This is a genomic window from Desulfobacula sp., assembly GCF_014237455.1.
GTDB lineage: Bacteria > Desulfobacterota > Desulfobacteria > Desulfobacterales > Desulfobacteraceae > Desulfobacula.
Genome location: NZ_JABZFL010000080.1, coordinates 1 through 22,434, shown reverse-complemented (window position 1 = coordinate 22,434; position 22,434 = coordinate 1). Strand labels below are relative to the sequence as shown.

Here is a 22,434-nt window from a genome sequence, read left to right as displayed (position 1 = left end):
TTATTTATTGTTGACAAAAAAATCATCAATGATTCTTTGCTGCTTTAATTTCTGGCCGTAAGCTGTCGCACTTTTCTTATCCGCAAATTCGGAAACCCGGACCACAAACCAGGTTTTCCCGCCACCATCCACCTTTTTGACGATGGCATCAATTCCTTTTTTCTTTAAAATGTCAATATACCTGACAGCATGTTTCTCATTTAAATATGCTGCCACCTGGATCGTAAACGGCCTGGGTACCTGAATTTGAATTTTCACTTTTTGTTTTTCAACTGTTTTTGATTTAAACATATGGGACATGGTACTTATTATAAAAAACCCGAGCCAGATCGAAACAATCGAAAGAAAACCCGCCTTTAAATAAAATTGTGTCTTTTCATGTTTTTTTATATATGCGGTTGCCCTGCCCACAGATAAAATCAAAAAACTTACAACAGATCCAATGAACGCCCCTGCGTTTTTCAGAGAAGAAACACCCCTCTCCATTATCGATCCTATCTTTTTTCCAATCTCAATCTTCTTTCCAGGCTTTTTTTCAGGCAGCAGAAAGGAGACTTCCTGTTGAAGGGTTTTATCAGTTTTACCAATGGCATCCTCGATTCTTTCTGAATACCTCTTTTTAAATACAGGATCTTGAAGTACATGCTGATAAAGTTTTTTTGCAATAAAATCCTTTCTTTCCAATCCAAGGAAAATATCAATCATTAAACCTGCCAGAAGTTTATTGGCATAATGCTTTTCAGCAAGGACAGACAGTACTTCCTGCTCAAATGATGTCACAACAGTTGACTGCCGAAGATGGGAAAGCCACAGTCGGGCGATATCCTCATCCTCCGGGTTCATCTTCAGATAAACCATAGTGCCCAGTTTAAAATTTTGATTTTTAACGGACGTATTTAATTTAAATTTTGCAACGGCACCGGATATTTTTTGAGCTATCTTTTTTGCAGAAAAAGGCCAGAGAAGAAACGTATCATAAATTCTTAACGCTTTTATATAATTTTTCTCAGCCTTATTCAAAATCCCCGACCTCTCCCAGGCCTGCCCTTCTTTAATCAAATTCATCACAGCTTTCTTGGCGGTCATATCCATTAAAAAACCGATCACAACGACTAAGCCTGTAATGGCCACAAGCCCGGTGGTTAAAGGGCTGATCCCGGGAAAAAACCTTGTGAGCCCCGGCATGATATAAAACGTCAGCGGTATGGTAAACAGAGTGGTAATCCACAAATGTACACTGATGTTTCTTAAAATCCAGATCATTGTTCCTCTTCCACACACAAATGTTGTTCAGATTTTAAAGGGACTTTCAAAACTTCAAAAATCTCTTTCCCCTCTTTAGGGTTACACCCTGTCGTTGTATCCACAGTTTCAAACCGGATATTATCAGGAATCGGGAAATCTCTTTCAGGCTCTGATTTGAGAGCATTTATCATAAATTCAGCCCAGATCGGTGCAGCGATTTTACCACCTGTGATACCCACCTTATTGATATCCATCAATTTCTTTTTCTTATCAAAACCAGCCCAGACCGATGTGCTGAGTGTTGGTGTAAATCCTGTAAACCAGGCATCATTATAGCTGTCTGCGGTGCCGGTTTTTCCGGCAGCAGCACGGTTGAATCCCAGTTGCCGGATGGATCGTCCCGACCCCGTTTCAATGACTGATTTCATCATATCCACCACCTGATAAGTGGTGGAGGGATCAAGCACTCTTTTTTCCTGGACGATGTGCTCAAAAATAACCCTGCCGAATGCATCTTCCACCCGCCAGAAAAGAAAGGGGTCATGCAGGACTCCAAGGGTGGCAAAAACCGTATATGCCGAGGCCATTTCAAAGGGTGTCACACCTGAGGTTCCGAGAGCCACAGAATACACCTCTTTTAATGGACTCTGAATGCCACAGGTTCTGGCAGTTCTGTTAACCGCCCCTGGGCCGGTTTTTTCTACAAGCTGGGCTGCAATCGTATTAACAGAGTTGATTAACGCCTTTTTTAAAATCATATTACCTGAAAAGGTTTTGCTGAAATTTTTTGGTTCCCAGTCTGGTGCTCCTTTTACCGGGATGATAACAGGTTTATCCGTCAGGATGGTCCCAGGATGAAATCCTAAGTTTTTAAATGCCGTATAATAAAGAAAAGGCTTAAAACCGCTTCCCGGCTGCCGAAGACTTTTTATGGCCCGGTTGAATTCACTTTTGTAATAATCGCGGCCCCCGACAAGGGCTTTCACAGCACCGGACCCTGTATCGATGGCCACGAGCGCCCCCTGGGGATAATCCGCATTCTCCTCTTTAATACCCATCATGGTGTCAAGCCTTTCAAGACCTTTTTTTAAAGACTGCCGGGCATACGTTTGCAGTCTTGTATCAATCGTGGCAAACACCTTAATGCCGCCATGATAAACAACATCTTCTCCATACTTCTGGACCAGCTCATTTATCAGCGCATCTAAAAAATAACTTCCGGTTCTTGAGTCGGATTGTTCATGATAAAGTTCAGGTTTTGTCAACAGGACCTGCTGTGCTTCAAGATCAGATATAAACCCAACCTGTACCATTCTTTTTATAACAACCTCGCGCCTTTTTAACGCCCGGTCATAGTGCCGGTAGGGGTTATAATTTGTAGGAGATTTGGGCAGCCCCGCAAGAAGTGCTGCCTCAGCCAGGTTTAAATCCAGAGCAGGTTTACCGAAAAATACTCTTGACGCTTTTTCAATACCCTGGGCACCTGCGCCAAAATAAATTTGATTGATATAGGCATGTAAAATTTCTTGTTTTGTATTGGACGTCTCAATCTGTAATGCCACAAGCAGTTCTTTGAATTTACGTTTATATGTTTTTTCAAAAGTGAAAAACAGATTTTTTGCAAGCTGCTGGGTAATGGTGGATGCCCCCTGGACCCTGCCTGATTTAAAAATCGTAATATAAAGCCCTTTTAAAGTTCGAAGCTTATTGATTCCGTGGTGTTCAAAAAACCTGTGATCTTCTGTTGCAAGGATCGCATTAATGAAATCCTGGGAAACCATGTTCAAGGGAATGGTTTTTCTCTCTCCAAGACTCATCAGCACTTGTCCGTTTGAGGCAAAAACCTGGGTTTGAGGCCTTTCAATGATCCGGCTTAAAGGAGACGGAAGCTTTGGAAGATCTTTTGCCACAAAAAATACCAGAAACATCCCGCAAAGGCATCCCAGTGAAACAAGAATTAACCCGAAAAACAGGCAGAACCGGATCAGTTTTATGAATCTTAAAGCCAGATTCAATTCCCCTCTCCTCTAAGGTTCAGGCTCAGCTGCCAGACAGCCCATTCGCGACCTTTTATAAAGACAACCTGCTTGCCCCCTGTCTCTTCAAACTCAAACCCGAGTTTAATATAACCGTTTTCTGCCTCATTCCAGATACCAATATTAATAATCTTCCCCTCCTGTTTCAGTAAGCTTTCAGGATTCACTATCAGATCGGGAATAATATCAGCAGGCAGTTTAAACAGCGTATCAAAAAAAAACCGGGCCGGATATATACGCCCCGAAAATCCCTCCATATCCGCAAGTTCTCCCGGCACCGGCCGGTCACCGTTTTCAATATCAAGGATATCTTCTTTTCTAAGATCAATCTGTTTGATCACTCTGTTTTCAGAATCAATAAAATAAATCTTGATCCCTCCTGTGATACCTTCGCAAAATATCCTGTCCAGAGAGCTGCCATTCAACAACCATACCAGTTGCGCCGGTTCGATAATTTTTAAAGCTGTTGATTTTTCAAGGGTCAGATAAAGTGTTTTAAACTGCTGTTTCTCCAATGTAACCCACTCCCCCGGCAAAATACCTGAAGCAAGACCGGAAAAAGTGGATGCCTGATAAACATTTTTCCGGGTATCCTCTTTTTTACTGATAATTTTATTAAGGTACTCATGGGCATTGGAGGTTTGTTTTCCCGTCTCCCAGATAGCGCCTGTTTCAGGACGAAACTCATTTGTGGAGGTAAGATAAGAGCCAACAAGATTTTCAACCCAGTTAAACCTGAATTCAGAAAAAATAAAAATGGCCGTAATGATAAAGACTGCGATATTCAGAAAAGAAAAGGCTCTTCTCAGCCATTCAGAAAAATTTAAAGGTTCATACCACTGCTGGATCATAAAAAATTCTTATGCACACCGTTCCTTTACGCTTTTCCGGCCTGTTTCAAGGACTCATTATAGACCGTGTAAAAATTTTTATGCCCCGTTAACGCTCTGGATAAAAATGCTTTCAGATGAATAATGTCATCCTGGTGAATAATAGTATTCACACTGGAATGCAGGGCAGCCATGTTATCATTGGTATTGAGTTTATTGCTGACCCAGACAAGGCAAATCCTGCGCCTTAAAGACATATCCATGGTATTCATCCTGTCAAGAATGCCCGAAAACCCCTTATTCTGATCAAAAGCGTCATCCATAATCACCAGATGATAAATATGGTATTCAAGTTTTTTCAAAGCCGCTTTGGTATCTGTGACTGCCTCTGCATTCAGCCCCATTTGTTTAACAAGTGAATACACCTTTTTTTTCAACTCATCCCCATCAATACATACAAGGGCATTCATAGCTTACCTTCCTTTATATCCACGATCAATTTCCAATGCATCAATATTTGTTGTGGTTTCGCCACGGGAACTTTTTATCGAATCAAGGCCTCGACCCACAATATCTTTCCTTGATGCATAGGAGGATGCAATATCCTCACTGATATTTCCCTCTTCATAAAGAGAAATGATATATTCATCAAAAGAAACCATGTCCTGGGCCTTGCCTGCGGTAATGATATCATTGAATGTCTTTCCCTCGGACTCTCCATTGAGGATAGAATCTTTCACCCTCAAATTCGACCCCATAACTTCAAAGGCAGCCACCCTTCCGCCGCCGATTTTTGGCAATAATCTCTGAGAGACAACCCATCTGATGGTATCTGCCAGACGAATTCTGATCTGTTTTTCTTCTTCAGTGGAAAACATGCCCAGAACACGATTAATGGTTTGTCCGGCGTCTACGGTATGCAATGTTGACAGGACAAGGTGACCTGTTTCAGCCGCAGAAAGACCGATTTCCACTGTCTCCCTGTCACGCATTTCACCCACCAGGATCACTTTTGGGGCCTGACGCAGGGCAGCCCTCAAACCATTTGCAAAGGTATCAAAATCAGCTCCCAGTTCCCGCTGATTAAAGGTGGATTTTTTCTGGGGGTGCTGATATTCAATCGGGTCTTCAAGGGTAATCACGTGAACGGATTTTGTTTTATTGATTTTATCCAATAGCGCTGCAAGGGATGTTGACTTTCCAGAACCGGTTGCCCCGGTGACAAAGATAATACCGTTTCTCTCTTCTGCCATTGTATGAAATGCACGGGGCAGATTCAACTCCTCAATGGTGGGAATTTTTGTCTCAAGCTTTCTTAGAACAATGGAATACTTGCCTGATCTTGAAAATATATTCACTCTGAACCGTGCTTTATTGCCCAGTTGATAGGAAAGATCGCAAGATCCTTCTCTAATCAGCATCTCTGTTAATTTCCGATTATTATTAATCAAGTTCAATGCAAATATTTCAGTTTGAAACGGAGTCAGCAGTTTAAAGTCCGGATCTATATTCACCGCAACCAGCTCACCGGAACTTTCAACCTGCAGCGGTTTGTCCGGCGTAAAGTTCAAGTCTGAAACATTGTCATAGGAATCCAGCATTTTGGAAAGAATATGGTCCATCTGCTGTTTTTTCATGCCTTCTTCCTCTTATTTTTAATTTAAATAAACCGTTAAGCTTCTGTAAAATCAGCCGGCGGTTTTTTCAGGAACGGCCTGAATAAGGATTTATTATTCGCCTTTCCATATGCCTCATCCGGGCTGATCCATCCTTTTTTATACAGTTGCATAATGGCATCATCCAGCAATTGCATCCCGTATTGTTTTCCTGTCTGAATCATGGATGGGATCTGGTGCGTTTTGGCTTCCCGGATAAGATTTCGCACAGCAGGCGTTCCCACAAGAATTTCCAAAGCCACACATCTGCCTTTTTGATCCACCCTTTTAAACAATACCTGAGCTACAATAGCTCTCAGGCCATCAGACAATGTAGACCGTATCTGGGCCTGTTCAGTGGAGGGGAAGACTTCAATAATTCTGTCAACGGTTTTGGCTGCACTGGAGGTATGCAGGGTGCCAAACACCAGATGGCCGGTAGCGGCAGCTTCTATGGCAAGAGAAATGGTTTCAAGATCCCTTAACTCCCCCACAAGAATAATGTCAGGGTCTTCACGTAAAGCCCCCCTTAGTGCCGATGAAAAAGTTTGTGTATGTGATCCCACTTCCCTGTGGCTCACAATAGCACTCTGACTTCTGTGCACAAACTCAATGGGATCTTCTACGGTAATAATGTGATCTTTTCTATTTCGGTTTGCCTGATCAATAATGGCTGCCAGAGTAGTTGATTTACCGGAGCCTGTCGGACCTGTGACCAGGACAAGCCCCCTTGGAAGATCAGCCAGTTTTGAAATAACAGGCGGAAGCCCCAGCTGTTCTGCTGTCATTATTTCGGAAGGGATCTCACGGAAAACTGCTGAAATACCATTTTTCTGCATAAAATAATTTGCCCTGTACCTGGCAAGTCCCGGAATTTCATAACCAAAATCCACATCCCCGGTCTCTTCAAAAGCCTTGATCTTCTCCTGGGAGGTTATTTCATATAAAAGTTTCCGTAATTTATCGCTGGTCAGAATATCATATTTTATCCGTTCAATATCGCCATGAAGCCTTAATGCAGGTTGCTGGCCTGAGGCCAGGTGGAGATCGGAAGCACCCTGCTCATGCATCAATTTAAAAAAAGCATCAATTTCAGCCATTTCCCATACCTTTTTTGCTAATGGTTCTCTCGTCCCCTGCACACGTGCGGGAGCGAAGTATTAATAAATTATGCTTGTTTGATAAATTTTAAGGTAGAATCGGTCTCATCGGCAGTCTTATTTTCTTCCTTTGTCATCTCAAGCAGTTTTGCGTGGGATTCGAGTACGGCACTTATTTGCATTTCAAGCTGAATTCTTTGACGTTTCAGCTCAATAATATCACTGTGAAGTTGTGAAAGCCGATTATGCGCCCTGTTCAGCATTTTTTCCGCTTCAACTTCAGCATTGGCAATGATCACCTGTGAAGATTTCTTAGCATTTTCTTTCATTTGATCCAGGACTTTATGGGACTGAATCATGGCATTTTTCATAGAATTTTCTCTCTTTCTATAGCCCTGATTCTCCAGGTTCATCCGATGATTTTCTTCGTGAAGACTTTGAATGGAATGATTCAGGTTTTCAAGTTCTTTTACCACATCTTCAAGAAAATAATCCACTTCCTGAACATCAAACCCTCTGAATCTTGTCGTGAACTCTTTTTGCTTAACAACCAGTGGTGTTATACCCATAAGAATACCTCACTTTTTATTATGCTATTGTGCGTGCCAGCCCGTGAAGGCTGTTCACAACAAATGTCTGAAGAAAAATAATTGCTAAAATAACGATAACAGGAGATATATCAAGCCCCCCGAAATTCACGGGAAGCCTCTTTCTGATTTGATAAAAAACAGGCTCGGTTACATTATTAATAAACCGTACAATGGGATTGTAGGGATCAGGGCTCACCCATGACAAAACCGCGCCTGCAACAACGATCCACATATAAAATGTAAGGCCATAATCCAGAACAACGGCTATGGCTTCAAAAAAATTGGCTAATATGAGCATTTATACACCCTTTTCCCGAAAATAATTGCATCCCTTTTAGTTTTCTGGTTAACTACGAATACCGTAAAAAGTCAAGTTTTTTTACGTATTTAGCCGGATTAAATATTTGCTTTCGCTGGTTGACAACCAACAGCAAATATAATAATAATGGTTTAACCATTTCAAATCAATATTAATTACATGGACGTATCTATACTTAAGGAGTCATAAAATGGGTCAAATCAGTCTTAAAGAGATAAAAACCATATCTTATGAAAAAGCAGAAATAAAAAAAGGGTATACGAATCAATCCCTTCGCGTCAATCTTGATTCATCCGATATTATTATCAATAATATTGAAAAAAAAATAAAAAACAAGTTTATTGGCGGAAAAGGGTATGATCTCTGGCTGATGTGGAATGCAGTTTCAGGTGATACCAAGTGGAATGACCCTGAAAATACTATTTGTATTTCTTCGGGCCCCCTTGGCGGAACCCCGGGATATCCCGGTGGCGGAAAAAGTATTGTGACATCCATTTCGCCTTTAACCGGTGCCCCTATTGATTCAAATGTAGGGGGATATTTTGGACCTTATAAAAAATTTTCCGGGTTTGATGTGATACAGGTTGACGGGAAAGCTAAAGAAGATACCGTTATTTTCATTGATGGGATTGAAAGCAAAATCAAAATATTTGAAGCAGAAAACCTTCCAACCGATTCCTATGAGCTTTCAGATACCTTAACCCGGCATTTTGACAAGGACAAGCCTGTCAATGTTTCTGTTGTAACAGCAGGGCCGGGTGCAGAACACACATTTTTCGGATGCCTGAATTTTTCCTGGTGGGATGCCGGGCGTAAAAGAGTCAGGTACAAACAGGCCGGGCGCGGCGGTATCGGAACCGTCTTTGCCGATAAAAAAGTTAAAGCCATTGTGGCGAGATTCGGTGCCATTTCAATGAAATCCAATAACCCTGCGGATTTTGACGCACTTAAACTTGTCACCAAAACCCATGCAAAAGAAATCAATGAACTTGATCCCAAACAGAACAGGATGGCCCTTGTGGGAACCACCCACCTTGTGCCCATTATGAATGATCATGACTGTCTGCCGGTTCATAACTTCAAGTTTGGTTCCCATCCTGAAAGTAAAGTCATCGGGGAAGAAGTCTATGAACATATCTTTGACAAAGGATTTGATGGGTGCTGGAGAGGCTGTACTGTTGCCTGCGCCCACGGGGTGAAAGACTTTTCACCGTTTACAGGCCCCTATAGGGGGGGAAAAGTGTTTGTTGACGGACCTGAATATGAAACTATAGCCGGCTGTGGTTCCAGCCTGGGTATTTTTGATGCCCATACCATCCTTGAAATTAATTTTTATTGCGATGCCTATGGCCTGGACACTATCTCTGTTGGGACCTCCATTGCATTTGTCATGGAATGTTTTGAGAACCATCTGATCACCACTGATCATACCGGTGGGATGGATTTAAACTTTGGCAACCGGTTTAACGCTCTGGAGATCATCCACCAAATGGCAAAAGGCGAAGGGTTTGGTGCCATTGTCGGCAAAGGGATCAGAAACATGAAAAAAATGTTTGCAAAAGACTTCGGTGCTGACATGGCATTTATGCAGGACATTGGTATGGAATCCAAGGGTCTTGAATTTTCCGAATACATCACCAAAGAATCTCTTGCCCAGCAGGGGGGGTATGGCCTTGCCCTGAAAGGCCCCCAGCATGATGAAGCCTGGCTCATCTTCCTTGATATGGTTCACAATTTCATGCCGACTTTTGAAGACAAGGCAGAAGCCCTTCACTGGTTCCCCATGTTCAGAACCTGGTTCGGTCTTTGCGGCCTTTGCAAACTTCCCTGGAACGATATTGTGCCTGAAGACAATAAAGACACACCCGAGCCTGCCAAGGTAATGAAACATATCGGCTGGTATGCAGATTTCTTCTCTGCTGTTACCGGCAGGAAAACAGGACCTGATGATATCATTACCATGAGTGAGGCGGTTTATAATTTCCAGAGAATTTTCAATCTGAAAATGGGTTTTGGTACAAGAGAGCATGATACTGTGCCTTACAGGGCTGTTGGTCCCGTGACCGTGGAGGAATATGAATCACGGCAAAAACGATATGATGAGCAGCTCAAAGAAAAATACGGATTGGATATCAGCAGCATGACTTCCAAAGAAAAAGTAGCTGCTTTAAAACAAAAAAGAGAAGAGCAATATGAACTTCTCAAAGATGCTGTCTATGAGCGCCGCGGATGGACCCAAAACGGAATCCCCACCGTTGCAACCGTCAAACGCCTGGGTATTGATTTCCCTGAAGTCATGGAAGTTTTAAAGAAAAATGGTGTAGTATAATCTTTTGATAGAAGTTGATGAAAAACCACTGCCATGGTCTGAAAATATGACCATGGCATCTCTTTTAGAAACTCTTGACAATGTTGAATTCTGTTCGGTTGTCCGTTTAAACGGCAAGCTTGTTTCAAGCCCCAAATTTGCTGAAACAAAGATCCCGGACAACTCAAAAATTCAAATATTGCCTCTGGTTGCCGGAGGATAAAATCATTTTTTAACAATTTTAACTTCACAAATACCTGCCTGTCTGTTAAAAACCACTGGTAACAGACAGGCAGTTAACATTCTAACCCATAAAAGAAAGATACGATTGAAACAATTTTTTCTATTTTTAAAAACGCTTTTTAACAAAAAGCACCAGACAGAATCATCTTTTGTCCCACCCCCTTCCAGGCCCAAAGCAAAAACACAAAAAAGCCGCCGCCCAAAGCCTGAGAAGAAAAAATGGTCCATCAATGATTTTGCTGTGGAACCCAAAGAAGGGGAAACAAGATTTCACGACTTTGATCTGCCATTGAGTGTCATGCATGCTATTTCAGATTTAAAATTCAACTATTGCACCCCTATACAGGCAAAACTTTTGTCCCATACGCTGGAAGGAAAGGATGCCACTGCCAAGGCCCAGACAGGCACAGGTAAAAGTGCCAGCTTTATTATCACTATTTTAACAGCATTTATAAAAAAAGCTTTTAAAAACAGGAAGGGAGCCCCAAGAGCGTTAATCCTCGCACCCACAAGGGAGCTTGTTTATCAGATTGAAAAGGATTTCAAGGAACTTGCCAAGTATACCAATTTAAGAATTCTATCCATCTTTGGCGGAACCGGCTATAAACAGCAACAGATCATGCTGAGAGAAAGACCCGTTGATATCATTGTTGCAACACCCGGCCGGCTCATAGATTTCATGAATAAGAAATTGATCAACCTCTCCAAGGTTGAAATTGTTGTCATAGACGAAGCGGATCGCATGCTGGATATGGGATTTATTCCGGATGTCCGCAGAATCATTTTAAAAACACCCCATAAAAACAAGCGACAAACCCTGTTCTTTTCTGCCACTTTAACATCGGATGTTTTAAGGCTGGCAGAAAGCTGGACAACCCATAGCGCGGTTCAAATAGAAATAGATCCTGAGCAGGCTGCCGCCGACAGTATTCATCAGATCATCTATATTTCAACTGAAAAAGACAAATTTAAACATGTCTATAACCTGATCAATAATGAACAGTTAAAACGCGTCCTTTTATTTGTGAACCGTAAAGATACCGCAAGAATCCTGTCAACAAAATTTGAAAGATACGGTCAGAAATGCAGTGTGCTCTCGGGGGATATCTCACAGGACAAACGGTTTAAAGTCTTAAATAATTTTAAACTTGGCAGAATCAACCTTTTAGTTGCAACAGATGTCGCTGCCCGCGGATTACATGTTGAAGATATCAGCCATGTTATCAACTATGATCTTCCCCATGAGCCTGAACACTATATCCATAGAATCGGTAGAACCGGAAGGGCCGGCGCAACAGGGATATCCATCAGTTTCGCTGATGAAATGAGTTCTTTTTTTATCCCTAAAATCGAAGAGATGCTGGGAAATAAAATTGAATGTGAATATCCGTCTGAGGAATTGGACAAACCCCTTCCCAAGCCAAAGAAAAAATATTGTTCAAAACCAAAGTATAAAAAAAGGAAACCGTTCAGGGGAAAACGAAAGCCCGACAGGTACAGGCAAAAATAAGTTATGGCAAGGGCAACATCAAAACAGCGGGCATCAACCTTTGACCAGTCAAAATCAAACAACCCGGTTATGGCATTATTTTGAAATTTTAAATTCCCGGGATGAAAATCACAATGAATCACCATATGAACCAGGTCCTTGTATTCACACCCCTGCACACCAAAAGTAAAAGCATATAGAATTTGTTCAATGGTTGAGAGTATGATCTTAAGGTTCTCCGATTTTTCCAGGTTCGTCATACCGAATAAAACCCGTTTGATCAAGTATTATGATGACTGACTATTTATCCTTTCTTGACACTAAGTAAGCATTCAGTGTAAAACTACAGTCCTGTTAATCAGTAATTTCCATTAAAGGAGTTAAAATAAAAAATGTTTGGTCTTGGAATGCCTGAAATTTTAATGATTCTGGCCATAGCACTCATTGTCATAGGGCCTAAAAAGCTGCCGGAACTGGCCAAAACATTAGGTCGCGCCCTGGGAGAGTTCAAACGATCGGCCCAGGATTTTAAACGCAGCATTGATGTGGAAACCACTGTTAAAGATATTAAGGATATTGCAGACCCTGAAACAGATCTTAAGGAAATTATAAAAGACGCTAATATTAAAGATGAAACAACTGCCACTTCCAGGGAAGATTCCAGCTCGCAGGACTCACAGGATGGCCATAGCAAAGAAGTTCCGGATAATAATACAGACGATACTCCTGTAGACAAAGAACCGGATAAAACCGATTAACATATGAACAAAGAAGAAAAAAGCCCTTTTACAGAGCATTTAGGAGAACTGCGAGACAGGCTGGTCCGTTCCTTTATTGCCGTTGGCATTGGCTTTGTGGCCGCTTATTTTTTTAAAGAGAAATTATTTGAAATTCTGACAGCCCCCCTTGTCACTGCCATGGGTGAAAATGGAAACGCTCAGATGATTTTCACAGGACTTCCCGAAGCGTTTTTTACTTACCTTAAAGTCGCCCTGCTCACTGGAATTATTCTGGCCACCCCGGTCCTTTTTTATGAATTCTGGATGTTTGTATCTCCCGGCCTTTACAGGGCTGAAAAAAAATACTTTTTACCCATTGTATTCCTCTCTGTTTTCTTCTTTGCTCTTGGCTCTTCCTTTGGATATTTCATTGTTTTCCCATACGGATTTAAATTCTTTTTAGGATTTGCCAATCAAACCATCCATGCCATGCCATCCATGAAGGAATATCTCTCTTTTGCTTCAAAGATGCTCCTGGCATTCGGCTTTGTTTTTGAACTGCCGCTGGTGTTAACGTTTATGGCCAGAATGGGACTTGTCACCGTACCATTTTTAAAAAAGAACAGAAAATATGCTCTATTATTGTTTTTTGTTGGCGCAGCGCTTATCACACCACCGGATGTCGTCACCCAGATTATGATGGCCCTGCCCTTGATGCTTCTTTATGAAATCAGCATTATCGGCGCTAAAATATTCGGGAAAAAAAAGGATGAAGAAATTGATGATGACCCGGAAGAGGACCCAGATATCAAATCACAGGCAGACACAGAAAATCAAGAGGATTAGTCATAAACCGAACAAGTTTTTAGTATTGACTTTTCAATTGTCTTGGGTGTAAAAACTTAAGTAAAATATTAAGGAAACAATCGGGGGTATGGAAATACCGCTGGTAAAAAGGCAAAATAAATTGTTAATTATTAAAGGAGTAAAACAAATTATGAACAAAAAATTACTGACTCTGCTTTTGACGGCAGGTCTTGCTGTGATTTTTGTCGCGACAGGTCTTTATGCCGGGACAGATGTTCCTGACACAATTACAATGGACTACAATCAATACAAAAAACGAACAAAAAAACCACCCAAAACAAAATTCATAGTATTCACCCACATGAAACACAATGTAGAGTATAAAATTTCCTGCGGTGACTGCCATCATGATGCGGACAACAAACCCTTAAATGACCTTAAAATAGGGGATGACGTCCAGAAATGTGTTGAATGTCATACAAAAATGGCAAAACCAAAAAAGAAGAAAGGCGAAAAAAAGGCGAAAAAAGACATCATGGTTCTTGAAACCGCCATGCATGGAAATTGCATTGATTGCCATAAAGAGGTCAACATAAAAGCTGGCGATCCTAAAGGAAAGAAAGGCCCTGCGCCTGCTTCCTGCACTAAATGTCATTTAAAGGCAAAAAAATAATCGTTTCATAAAAATATTATTTCAGTTTAAAAGAGGTTTTCCAGAATATGGAAAGCCTCTTTTTTTATGGAATCAGGCTTGCGCGGCTTTGAATGCTCTTGCTTTTTTGACCAGGGAAGATGCCCAGGAAGGGCTGCCCAGGGCATGAATATGAGTATAAGTTCCAAAGGTATTATTTTTAAAAAAACCGTCCTTTTTATCAAGGATACCTTTGCCCCGTTCCATTTTAAAGGCCATTTCATGATCCTGGTAATCAATATTCAGAATACTGGAATACCTGAATTCATGGCCCTTTAAAACCTCACCCTTTTTAAAAAACGGGTTTTCATTGACAACTTCCACCTTGGTATATCCATGACCCTGTGGCCGTTTGGACAGCCCGAATTTGATAGGGAGGATCCCGGACATGGGATATTCCCTGTCATTCAACCGGATACTTTGACCTAAGAATATGAGCCCCCCGCATTCCGCATAAATGGGGAGCCCGTTTTGAGATAAGTTTCTTAAATTTTCCCGGAAGGCTTTATTCTTGGCAAGCTGTGGCGCATGGGTTTCAGGGAAACCGCCTCCCATATAGATGGCGTGAACAGTGGGTATGCTCTCTTCTATCAAAGGACTGATAAAAACAATGTCAGCGCCCAGATTTTTTAATGCGTCAATATTGTCGGGATAATAAAATTGAAACGCCGAATCTCTTACGATTCCAATTGTAACCGGTTCAGGTTTGGCCGGTGTCGCTTCTGAAAAATTGATTTGACTGATAGTTTCGGACTCAGTCCTATAGTCTTCACCGGTTACCGTTTTATAGAGGTCATCTAAATCAATGGTGTCTTTGGCAACTTTTAAAGTGGCCTTGATGGCCTGATCAGAAAAGGTGTGTTCCTCAGACGTAACCAATCCCATGTGTCTTTCAGGGAAATCTTTGGCCTTTAATTTTGGAACAGCTCCGAAAACAGGGATATTACAAAATTTCTCTATATTTGCACTCACCTTTCCTTCATGTCTTTTGCCGGCTATCCGGTTGAGGATAACACCACAAATTTTAATTTCAGGATCAAACTTCATGCATCCCATAAGCAATGCTGCCATTGTACGGGTACTTTTGGTACAGTCCAGAACCAGTAGAATCGGCAAATTTAAAAGCTTTGCAAGTTCGGCGGTCGAAGTGGAGCCGTCGGTATCAATACCGTCATAAAGGCCCCGATTGCCTTCAATAACAGCAATATCGCAATGTTTTGAATGTTCCTGATAGGATTGTTTAACAATTGGAGGAGGGCATAGAAAAGTGTCAAGATTATAGCAAGGAAGACCGGCTGCCTTTGAAAGCCAGCCGGCGTCAATATAGTCAGGTCCCTTTTTAAATGAAGAGACCTTAAAGCCTTTTTCTTTCCATGCGGCAGTAATCCCTAAAGAGATGATCGTCTTGCCTGATCCACCACTAAGGCCGGCAATGACTATTCCCGGAATCTTTTTACCACCCTTTTGCATGGATAAATATAGAACTTATCTTAATTCTTATTCTTCGCCTTCAGACGAGTGTTGGATACCACCGCCTTTGAGCCCATACATGGTTGTACTTCCGGAAGACCAGTATTCAAGCACTTCGTCCTGAACCATTTTAGTGATAACTTTTTTAATTAATCTGGGTTTGTCATCCGGGAAAACTTTATAGAAATCTTTGAAATAAAACTTGGTTTTGGTCTTGGATTTTTTTGTCATCCAATCCACCACTGCTTTGGTTGCAGCTTCTTTATTGTCAAGAAGTTCACTCATTGTCATACTCCTTTGAAATGAAATGTGTCAGCCGGAGTGCAACTACACTCCGGCTTAAACAATTTTAAAAACAGGTATGGTCAAACTCTTATTAGAATTTGAACTGACTTGTCTGACGCCAGCTCATGTATGCCTGCTGACGGAAATCATCAATGAGATGATGGGTAAACTCAAGTTCACAAGCCTCAAAGAATTTTTCCCATCCGATTCTCTCAGCCCATTCACCCAGACGTTCATACTTGTTAGCACCATTGGAATATGCGTTAACCATAGTCCTGATGGTCTTTGTCATGGATGGCCATCTTGGCATTTCATTGGGAATAAAACCCACAACAACTTTAGAGAATTTAGGTTCGGAAATTCTGTTGGAAACCTTGCCACCCGCCATGAGAACAATACCATCACCTTCTGTATCAGCCAGAGGCATGGAAGGACACATAGTATAGCAGTTACCACAATACATGCATCTTTCATCTTTAACAGCAACAGATTTAACTTCCGTACCATCGGGAAGTTTAATCTTGGAAGGTTTAATTGCTGCAGTCGGACAGGCTGCAACCGCCAGAGGAATTTCACAATATTTATCAAGATATTCATGATCCAGCATAGGCGGTTTTCTGTGATATCCCAGGATGGCAATATCAGAACAATGAACCGCGCCGCACATGTTCAGGCAGCAGGCCATGGAAACTCTGAGATGTGCAGGAAGTTTCATATCCGTGAACTCATCAAACAGCTCATCCATGGTGGCTTTTACAGTACCCGAGGCATCTGTTGCCGGAGTGTGGCAGTGAATCCAGCCCTGGGTATGAACGATATTGGTCACACCGGCTCCGGTGCCGCCAATGGGAAATTTAGTAGAACCGCCTTCAAATTTTCTGGAGGCCAGATCGTTTTTCAGGGGCTCTAGCTTATCTTTTGAATCAACCATGAACTCGATATTATTACGGGTGGTAAAACGAACATGCCCGTCACAATGTTTATCAGCAATTTCACAGATTTCATTAATATGAGTGGTACTCATCAAACGACAGCCGCCAACTCTTACTGTATATACTTCGTCTCCTGATTCACCCACATGAACCAGTACACCCGGTTCAAGAATTTCATGGTGAGACCATTTGCCTTTATTTTTAGCAATCACAGGAGGATAAAACTCATTATAGTCTCTAGGACCGATGTCTGAGATTCTATTTTCCATCGGTTTTGCTGGATTATAACCAGTAGAAATAAATGCCATTATAATTCTCCCTTTCTATCTAAGATGGTGTTTTCTGTATTCTTCAACGTCACGGTCCCAACCGCCTTCAACCTCATCCTCTTTCCAGAAGATGTATGGATTACTTCTCGGATATGAAACATGCTGCGGCACTGCTTCAATTCCAGTTACTTCAAGAAGTTTCTGGAATCCCTGACGCATGATCAGTTCACCAAGTCTTTCACGGTTTTTACCTTCTTCCATCCACCAGTCCCAAATATTTTCAATGACTTCTGTAATTTTTTCATAATCATTGTCAGCATTAACTTCGACAAATGGTACAAGTAAAGACCCCATCTGGGCACCATCAAGAATAGGCGCCTTGGCACCGCAAAGAATGGAACAACCTGTATCTTTACCGATTTTAAGGGCTCTTGGCATTACATTGATACAATGCATGCAACGGGTACAATTTGGAGTATCAATGGTCAATTTTTTATTTTCAAACTTCATGCAGTCTGTGGGGCACAGAGCAACCACTTCTTTTTCAATGTCAAACGGTCCCCAGTCGCGGCCTTTATGTGCACCTGCGTTGGAAGGATAAGCCGTATCATTTTCAACATATTTATTAACGGCATCCTGATCAATACGGATATCGTCCTTCCAGGTACCGATAAAAGACATGTCAGACCGTGCAATAGAAGCAACACAGCAGTTCGGACATGCATCAAATTTAAATTTGAATTTATAGGGGAAGGCCGGGCGATGAAGCTCATCCTGGTATTCGTTAGTCAAAAAGTGACACAATGCCTGGGAATCATAACAGGCATATTCACATCTGGACTGACCCAGACAGTCAGCAGGTGTTCTCAGGTTGGAGCCTGACCCGCCAAGATCCTGATTATAATCATGCGTCATTGTCCAGAATACTTCTTCAAGCTGAGGAGTGGTGGTACCCAGAAGAATGATATCACCGGTTGCGCCATGCATATTGGTAACACCGGAACCTCTGAAATCCCAAAGTTTTGTAAGTTTTTTGAGATAATCAGTTGTATAGTATTTACCAGCAGGCTGGGCTACACGCATTGTATGGAAATGTTCAACACCGGGGAACATCTTGGGCTGGTCACAATATCTTCCGATAACACCGCCGCCATAACCAAAAACACCTACGATTCCACCGTGTTTCCAGTGAGTTCTACCATGCTTGTAAGAAAGCTCCAAAACTCCCAAAAGATCGTCTACACAATCCTGGGGGATCTGGAATTCAACACCTTCTTCATTCTTGGCTCTGACTTCAGCCTGTTGTTTCAGATCAGAGACAAAACTCGGCCATGGGCCAGTTTCCAGCTGGTCCAGTAAAGGAGTCTCATGTTTAGCCATTTACTTACCTCCGTTAAAAGTTAATTTACATTCAATCAATAATGAAAAAGTTCTCAAACTTTTCATTCAATAGTCTAATCTATCGTTATTCCAAAGGGTTATAAAACCGCCATATTTTTCTTAGGAACAACTTAAGCAAAATAACATTGCAGATATAAAATTTTGGTTTCAACTTGTCAATAAAAAAGGTTTTTTTTACAAGTTTTTGAAAATTGACTGCAGAATCCTGCAATGAGATTCAAGATGTTGTTCTAATAAATTAATTTCAGATGACTCAGGATGACAGGATTCTAAAATATTTTCCATAATTCCAATGATCTGTTCCAACTTGAATTGCCAAAAGAACTCAATAAAAACTGATCTTAAATCTCCAAAATCATACGCTGTGGATTTTTCATCCAAACCTTTTAAAAAACCTTCAATAGTTGCCTTTATTACCCCTTCGCCGAGCATCACTGTCTTTCCTGTGCCATTCAACCGATCAAGGCGCATTCTTAAGGTCAGATTCAAAAAGAAAAACATCAGGGATGGCAGGATATGCACTTTTTTATCTGCTTCTCCATCGGCAAATTCAGTTAAAGAAGCATATCCTCTCACCGTAATCAGCCGGACATGTGTGCTGCCTCCCTCCTGCCTGACAATAAAATCTCCGGCAGCATGATGCCAGGGAAAAATCTGCTCAAAGGTTTCAAGATCATAATAATACGTCAAAATCCGGGAGATTTCCTGATAAATGTCAAGCGCGTCTGTTTCCAGGATATAGTGGCAGCTGCCGTCAGCTTCCCATATGACAATTTGTCTTCTATCCTGGTTTTCAGTAACATGGAATTCTTTGTAGCCGTCAAACCATTCCCCTAAAAAAAACCCGACCCTGCCGTTGTCTGTTTTTATGAAATCAATCCCAAAGACCCGGGGAAGATAGTGTTTTGAATACGCCTGATTCAACCGGGATATCAGGTCATGCTCATTTCCAATCAAAGACAGGCCCGGATTTGACACCGCACCATTCAGGACAAAAGAACAGGTTTGGCTCTCACTGACAGCAACCTGAATTTTTAAAGGGTGATATAAAGCACCGTGCTTTTCAAGAAAAACCACAATTTTACTGATCTGATCCGTTTGAACAGGTGCATTGAAAACAGATTCAAGACCTGATTTCAATAGTGCAACATCATTTTTTAATAAAAATTGCCGGGCGGCTGAAAAATAATCCCCGATCGTTAGAACAAAATCTTCGGTGTTTTTCCCTGACAAGGCAAATTTCCATAATCGAGAGCCAGGGAAAATCTCTTTTTCTTCACCCGATATAAAAAACCGGAAAAGACGGGACTGCATTATGCCTTTCTGTGCGGCGCAAGCTCGTCTTTCAGCTTCTGAGCCACTTGAAAGCCTAATTCTTCAGCTTTATCACAATGGGCAATGGCTTTGTCAAATTCATTGATTTCAAGATAGCCCACGGCAAGATTATTATGGGCCACCGGGAATTCAGGCTGCACTTTAATGGCCTCAAGATTTGCCTTGATCCCTTCTTTTACAAGCCCTTTCATAAAATACGCCGTCCCCAGGGTGGCAAAGGCCTGAACAAAATTTTTATTATGAATAATGGCTTTTTTAAGATTTTTTATGGCCTTATCCATTTTTTCTTCATCTTCCTTGGGATCTTTGCCGTCAATCAGCTGAAGCAGGACAAATGCCATGTTGGCATATCCTTCTGCAAAACCGGCTCTTGCTTTTGTGGCGTTCTGGTTGAACCGGTAGCACCCTTCAAAATCATTTCTCTGAAGACAGATACCGCCTAAAAGGACATAGGCCTCAGCAAGCGACGGGCTGCGGTCGATAGCATCATGGAGTGCCTTTTCAGCCTCAACAAACTCCTGCTTTCCCATAAGGGCTACCCCAAGATTGTAATGGGTTGTACCGCATTCATCATTATGAACAAGCGCGGTTTTTAATTTTGCAATATACTCATCTGCATCTTTTGGAAGATTTTTCCCCTGATCAACATCTGTCATTATTCATATCCTTTTTAATATTTACAGCTTTAATATTTACAGCCGTTTCAAATCCTTGATTTTAACCTTAATATACTATTTCCGACACGACTTTGTGTCAAGACCCATTCAAAAACAACTGGATATTTGCCATAAGAAATATCCCTTAATCTGCTCATGTTCCAAACTGAATTACTCCACGTTTGTCACAGGCTGATCACCTTACGTCCGCTGGATGGCCATTGCAACAATCTCTAAGATGTCTTGCGCTAACCGCCTGAACTCACTCATTCCTCGATAAAATGAGAAAGATGGTCTCCTTTGAGGTAGAACCTCAAATGTGTTAATTGATTTAATTGGGTAAGAAAAAACATGTTTACTGATGACCAGCAGGAGGAGACCGTAAGCAAAAAAACATTTTTTTTGTTAATGGATAACTATTTTTTATTGACTTACTTTCTCATAGGCGCTCAAACACCAGGCGGTCTTAACGCGCAAGCCATCAAGATTTTGTAAGCAAGGATCCATAACGCTCCCGTAAGGCAATCAGCCTTCTACCAACCAGCATAGCAAATTGTTTGAGTGAGGAACGAGTGAATTTTTGCCGTTCAATGAAAGGTCTTTGAAAACTTTCAAAAATTATTCAGGCACTAGAACGGATAAGACAGCCTGGATCGGCACGGGTGAGTGAAAATATTTAAAATTAGACCTTGGTACAATATCTTTTTTTATCCGGATGACTATAATAACGGATAATATAATAGTTTAATTGCCATTACTTTATCAATAATATAAAATTTTTGGAGGCCAATCATGGCACAAGCAGGAAGCATAAAAGCAATTTCAGGTTCGGTAAGCGCCCAGACATCCACAGGGCAGGTTAGAGAACTTAACGTCGGGGACATGGTTTATGAAAATGAACTGATTGTAACATCCAACGGCTCCCGGGTCACCATTGAACTGGACAACGGAAAAACAATCAACCTGTCTGAAAATGCTCAGGTCCTCATTGATGAATCCGTCACCGGCGTAGTTGACGCCCGTGATGCAGTGGTCAGTGAAGTGGAGAGCCTACAGGCCGCATTGGAAGCCGGCGAAGAAATCGGAGATGAAGAAGCTACAGCCGCAGGCGAAGAAGATGAAGCCCATGATTACGATCTTGCATACCTTCCAGGGGATCAGGCAAGAGGGGAAGTCGGCAGTTACCTGTTCGGCACTGAATATGCCTTGCCCGAAGAAGTCATACCCGAAGAGACCGGTGAAATCGAACCCGAAGAGATTGTTGAAATTCTACCCATCCTAACCATTGATGATCAGACTGTAAATGAAGATGCCGGAACCATGACATTTACAGTCACATTGAGCAATCCAAGTTCACAGGATGTAACCTTTGACTATGCAAGTGCTGACGTGACAGCCTTAGACGGTTCGGATTATACCGCTGTATCTGGTACGGGAACCATAACTGCCGGTTCAACAACAACCACCATCACAGTTGATATAACCGATGATGACATTGCAGAGCCAACTGAAACCTTTCAGATGAACCTGACCAACCCTGCAAACGCCACCATCGCAGACGGACAGGGTATTGGAACCATTCTGGATAATGACGAACCTGAACTGCCCACCCTAACCATTGATGATCAGACAGTGAACGAAGATGCCGGAACCATGACATTTACAGTCACCTTGAGTAATCCAAGTTCACAGGATGTGACCTTTGATTATGCAAGTGCTGACGTGACAGCCTTAGACGGTTCGGATTATACCGCTGTATCTGGTACGGGAACCATAACTGCCGGTTCAACAACAACCACAATCACAGTTGATATAACCGATGATGACATTGCAGAGCCTACTGAAACCTTTCAGATGAACCTGACCAACCCTGCAAACGCCACCATCGCAGACGGACAGGGTATTGGAACGATCTTAGACAATGATGCAGAGCCGCAGGTTCATATCGCTGTCGCAGAGGCGGATGTCGGTGGTGTAACCGAAGGCGATACGGTTAACTTTGTTGTTACTCAGGATGCTATAAGTGATTCTGACACAACCGTTACCGTTAATCT

The 22,434-nt window shown here is 41.8% G+C and carries 21 protein-coding genes and 1 pseudogene; 7 read left to right on the top strand and 15 right to left on the bottom strand.

Annotated features, from left to right (window positions below; all coding sequences use genetic code 11):
• The 8 genes from HGJ91_RS11810 to HGJ91_RS11775 all read right to left on the bottom strand — a co-directional run bounded on the left by HGJ91_RS11810 (position 1) and on the right by HGJ91_RS11775 (position 7,754).
• Positions 1-1,263, bottom strand: a complete 1,263-nt coding sequence (locus HGJ91_RS11810) for an SPOR domain-containing protein (RefSeq protein WP_291347965.1) — start codon at positions 1,261-1,263, stop codon at positions 1-3.
• Positions 1,260-3,260: a penicillin-binding protein 1A gene (locus tag HGJ91_RS11805; protein ID WP_291347964.1), complete on the bottom strand. Its 2,001-nt coding sequence runs from the start codon at positions 3,258-3,260 to the stop codon at positions 1,260-1,262. Before HGJ91_RS11805 ends, HGJ91_RS11810 begins: the two co-directional genes overlap by 4 nt.
• Entirely contained in the window at positions 3,257-4,132 is an 876-nt protein-coding gene (locus HGJ91_RS11800; RefSeq protein ID WP_291347963.1) for a hypothetical protein, read from the bottom strand. The genes HGJ91_RS11805 and HGJ91_RS11800 overlap by 4 nt, the downstream gene beginning before the upstream one ends.
• 26 nt (positions 4,133-4,158) lie before the next feature.
• A complete protein-coding gene (locus HGJ91_RS11795) occupies positions 4,159-4,581 on the bottom strand; it encodes a hypothetical protein (RefSeq protein WP_291347962.1) in 423 nt (140 codons plus the stop codon).
• A gap of 3 nt (positions 4,582-4,584) precedes the next feature.
• Positions 4,585-5,748 (bottom strand): type IV pilus twitching motility protein PilT, encoded by a 1,164-nt coding sequence (locus HGJ91_RS11790; RefSeq protein ID WP_291347961.1) that lies wholly within the window; start codon positions 5,746-5,748, stop codon positions 4,585-4,587.
• Between the two features lie 35 nt (positions 5,749-5,783).
• The gene (locus HGJ91_RS11785) at positions 5,784-6,866 is read right to left on the bottom strand and encodes a type IV pilus twitching motility protein PilT (protein WP_291347960.1); all 1,083 of its coding nucleotides are present in this window, start codon (positions 6,864-6,866) and stop codon (positions 5,784-5,786) included.
• A gap of 68 nt (positions 6,867-6,934) precedes the next feature.
• Positions 6,935-7,435, bottom strand: coding sequence for a DivIVA domain-containing protein (locus tag HGJ91_RS11780; RefSeq protein ID WP_291347959.1), 501 nt, complete (start codon positions 7,433-7,435; stop codon positions 6,935-6,937).
• Positions 7,436-7,454: 19 nt separating this feature from the next.
• The gene (locus HGJ91_RS11775; protein ID WP_291347958.1) at positions 7,455-7,754 is read right to left on the bottom strand and encodes a YggT family protein; all 300 of its coding nucleotides are present in this window, start codon (positions 7,752-7,754) and stop codon (positions 7,455-7,457) included.
• A 211-nt stretch (positions 7,755-7,965) separates the two neighbouring features.
• Between HGJ91_RS11775 and HGJ91_RS11770 the strand changes: the two genes are divergently transcribed.
• The 3 genes from HGJ91_RS11770 (at position 7,966) to HGJ91_RS11760 (ending at position 11,836) form a co-directional block, all read left to right on the top strand.
• Positions 7,966-10,104: an aldehyde ferredoxin oxidoreductase family protein gene (locus tag HGJ91_RS11770; protein WP_291347957.1), complete on the top strand. Its 2,139-nt coding sequence runs from the start codon at positions 7,966-7,968 to the stop codon at positions 10,102-10,104.
• A 4-nt stretch (positions 10,105-10,108) separates the two neighbouring features.
• Positions 10,109-10,306, top strand: a complete 198-nt coding sequence (gene thiS / locus HGJ91_RS11765) for a sulfur carrier protein ThiS (RefSeq protein WP_291347956.1) — start codon at positions 10,109-10,111, stop codon at positions 10,304-10,306.
• A gap of 105 nt (positions 10,307-10,411) precedes the next feature.
• Positions 10,412-11,836 carry a DEAD/DEAH box helicase gene (locus tag HGJ91_RS11760; RefSeq protein ID WP_291347955.1) on the top strand — a complete coding sequence of 475 codons (1,425 nt, stop codon included), beginning with the start codon at positions 10,412-10,414 and terminating at the stop codon, positions 11,834-11,836.
• Positions 11,837-11,886: 50 nt separating this feature from the next.
• On the opposite strand, the pseudogene HGJ91_RS16550 reads toward HGJ91_RS11760, so the two are convergent.
• Positions 11,887-11,961: pseudogene (locus HGJ91_RS16550) on the bottom strand (phosphotransferase); the annotation flags it as partial.
• Between the two features lie 246 nt (positions 11,962-12,207).
• On the opposite strand from HGJ91_RS16550, the gene HGJ91_RS11755 reads away from it, so the two are divergent.
• From HGJ91_RS11755 to HGJ91_RS11745, 3 genes are all read left to right on the top strand, one after another.
• Entirely contained in the window at positions 12,208-12,573 is a 366-nt protein-coding gene (locus tag HGJ91_RS11755; RefSeq protein ID WP_291347954.1) for a twin-arginine translocase TatA/TatE family subunit, read from the top strand.
• A gap of 3 nt (positions 12,574-12,576) precedes the next feature.
• The gene (tatC, locus tag HGJ91_RS11750; protein WP_291347953.1) at positions 12,577-13,380 is read left to right on the top strand and encodes a twin-arginine translocase subunit TatC; all 804 of its coding nucleotides are present in this window, start codon (positions 12,577-12,579) and stop codon (positions 13,378-13,380) included.
• Positions 13,381-13,531: 151 nt separating this feature from the next.
• Positions 13,532-14,014 (top strand): cytochrome c3 family protein, encoded by a 483-nt coding sequence (locus tag HGJ91_RS11745; protein ID WP_291347952.1) that lies wholly within the window; start codon positions 13,532-13,534, stop codon positions 14,012-14,014.
• A gap of 72 nt (positions 14,015-14,086) precedes the next feature.
• Here the strand turns inward: HGJ91_RS11745 and HGJ91_RS11740 are convergent, their stop codons facing one another.
• The 6 genes from HGJ91_RS11740 to HGJ91_RS11715 all read right to left on the bottom strand — a co-directional run bounded on the left by HGJ91_RS11740 (position 14,087) and on the right by HGJ91_RS11715 (position 20,380).
• Positions 14,087-15,502: a cobyrinate a,c-diamide synthase gene (locus HGJ91_RS11740; protein WP_291347951.1), complete on the bottom strand. Its 1,416-nt coding sequence runs from the start codon at positions 15,500-15,502 to the stop codon at positions 14,087-14,089.
• A gap of 27 nt (positions 15,503-15,529) precedes the next feature.
• Positions 15,530-15,787, bottom strand: a complete 258-nt coding sequence (locus HGJ91_RS11735) for a dissimilatory sulfite reductase D family protein (RefSeq protein WP_291347950.1) — start codon at positions 15,785-15,787, stop codon at positions 15,530-15,532.
• A gap of 91 nt (positions 15,788-15,878) precedes the next feature.
• Positions 15,879-17,027, bottom strand: coding sequence for a dissimilatory-type sulfite reductase subunit beta (gene dsrB / locus HGJ91_RS11730; protein WP_367142602.1), 1,149 nt, complete (start codon positions 17,025-17,027; stop codon positions 15,879-15,881).
• Positions 17,028-17,042: 15 nt separating this feature from the next.
• Positions 17,043-18,368 (bottom strand): dissimilatory-type sulfite reductase subunit alpha, encoded by a 1,326-nt coding sequence (dsrA, locus tag HGJ91_RS11725; RefSeq protein ID WP_291347948.1) that lies wholly within the window; start codon positions 18,366-18,368, stop codon positions 17,043-17,045.
• A gap of 195 nt (positions 18,369-18,563) precedes the next feature.
• Positions 18,564-19,703 carry a hypothetical protein gene (locus HGJ91_RS11720; protein WP_291347947.1) on the bottom strand — a complete coding sequence of 380 codons (1,140 nt, stop codon included), beginning with the start codon at positions 19,701-19,703 and terminating at the stop codon, positions 18,564-18,566.
• Positions 19,703-20,380 (bottom strand): tetratricopeptide repeat protein, encoded by a 678-nt coding sequence (locus tag HGJ91_RS11715; RefSeq protein ID WP_291347946.1) that lies wholly within the window; start codon positions 20,378-20,380, stop codon positions 19,703-19,705. The genes HGJ91_RS11720 and HGJ91_RS11715 overlap by 1 nt, the downstream gene beginning before the upstream one ends.
• Before the next feature lie 792 nt (positions 20,381-21,172).
• On the opposite strand from HGJ91_RS11715, the gene HGJ91_RS11710 reads away from it, so the two are divergent.
• Positions 21,173-22,434: retention module-containing protein (locus tag HGJ91_RS11710; protein ID WP_291347945.1), on the top strand; the 1,262-nt coding region annotated here is incomplete at its 3' end.

Bases quoted from the DNA above. Each gene is read 5' to 3' on its own strand.
- HGJ91_RS11810 (WP_291347965.1), bottom strand. From the start codon at position 1,263: ATGATCTGGATTTTAAGAAACATCAGTGTACATTTGTGGATTACCACT.
- HGJ91_RS11800 (WP_291347963.1), bottom strand. From the start codon at position 4,132: ATGATCCAGCAGTGGTATGAACCTTTAAATTTTTCTGAATGGCTGAGA.
- HGJ91_RS11795 (WP_291347962.1), bottom strand. From the start codon at position 4,581: ATGAATGCCCTTGTATGTATTGATGGGGATGAGTTGAAAAAAAAGGTG.
- HGJ91_RS11790 (WP_291347961.1), bottom strand. From the start codon at position 5,748: ATGAAAAAACAGCAGATGGACCATATTCTTTCCAAAATGCTGGATTCC.
- HGJ91_RS11785 (WP_291347960.1), bottom strand. From the start codon at position 6,866: ATGGCTGAAATTGATGCTTTTTTTAAATTGATGCATGAGCAGGGTGCT.
- HGJ91_RS11780 (WP_291347959.1), bottom strand. From the start codon at position 7,435: ATGGGTATAACACCACTGGTTGTTAAGCAAAAAGAGTTCACGACAAGA.
- HGJ91_RS11775 (WP_291347958.1), bottom strand. From the start codon at position 7,754: ATGCTCATATTAGCCAATTTTTTTGAAGCCATAGCCGTTGTTCTGGAT.
- HGJ91_RS11770 (WP_291347957.1), top strand. From the start codon at position 7,966: ATGGGTCAAATCAGTCTTAAAGAGATAAAAACCATATCTTATGAAAAA.
- HGJ91_RS11755 (WP_291347954.1), top strand. From the start codon at position 12,208: ATGTTTGGTCTTGGAATGCCTGAAATTTTAATGATTCTGGCCATAGCA.
- tatC (WP_291347953.1), top strand. From the start codon at position 12,577: ATGAACAAAGAAGAAAAAAGCCCTTTTACAGAGCATTTAGGAGAACTG.
- HGJ91_RS11745 (WP_291347952.1), top strand. From the start codon at position 13,532: ATGAACAAAAAATTACTGACTCTGCTTTTGACGGCAGGTCTTGCTGTG.
- HGJ91_RS11740 (WP_291347951.1), bottom strand. From the start codon at position 15,502: ATGCAAAAGGGTGGTAAAAAGATTCCGGGAATAGTCATTGCCGGCCTT.
- HGJ91_RS11735 (WP_291347950.1), bottom strand. From the start codon at position 15,787: ATGAGTGAACTTCTTGACAATAAAGAAGCTGCAACCAAAGCAGTGGTG.
- dsrB (WP_367142602.1), bottom strand. From the start codon at position 17,027: ATGGCATTTATTTCTACTGGTTATAATCCAGCAAAACCGATGGAAAAT.
- dsrA (WP_291347948.1), bottom strand. From the start codon at position 18,368: ATGGCTAAACATGAGACTCCTTTACTGGACCAGCTGGAAACTGGCCCA.
- HGJ91_RS11720 (WP_291347947.1), bottom strand. From the start codon at position 19,703: ATGCAGTCCCGTCTTTTCCGGTTTTTTATATCGGGTGAAGAAAAAGAG.
- HGJ91_RS11715 (WP_291347946.1), bottom strand. From the start codon at position 20,380: ATGACAGATGTTGATCAGGGGAAAAATCTTCCAAAAGATGCAGATGAG.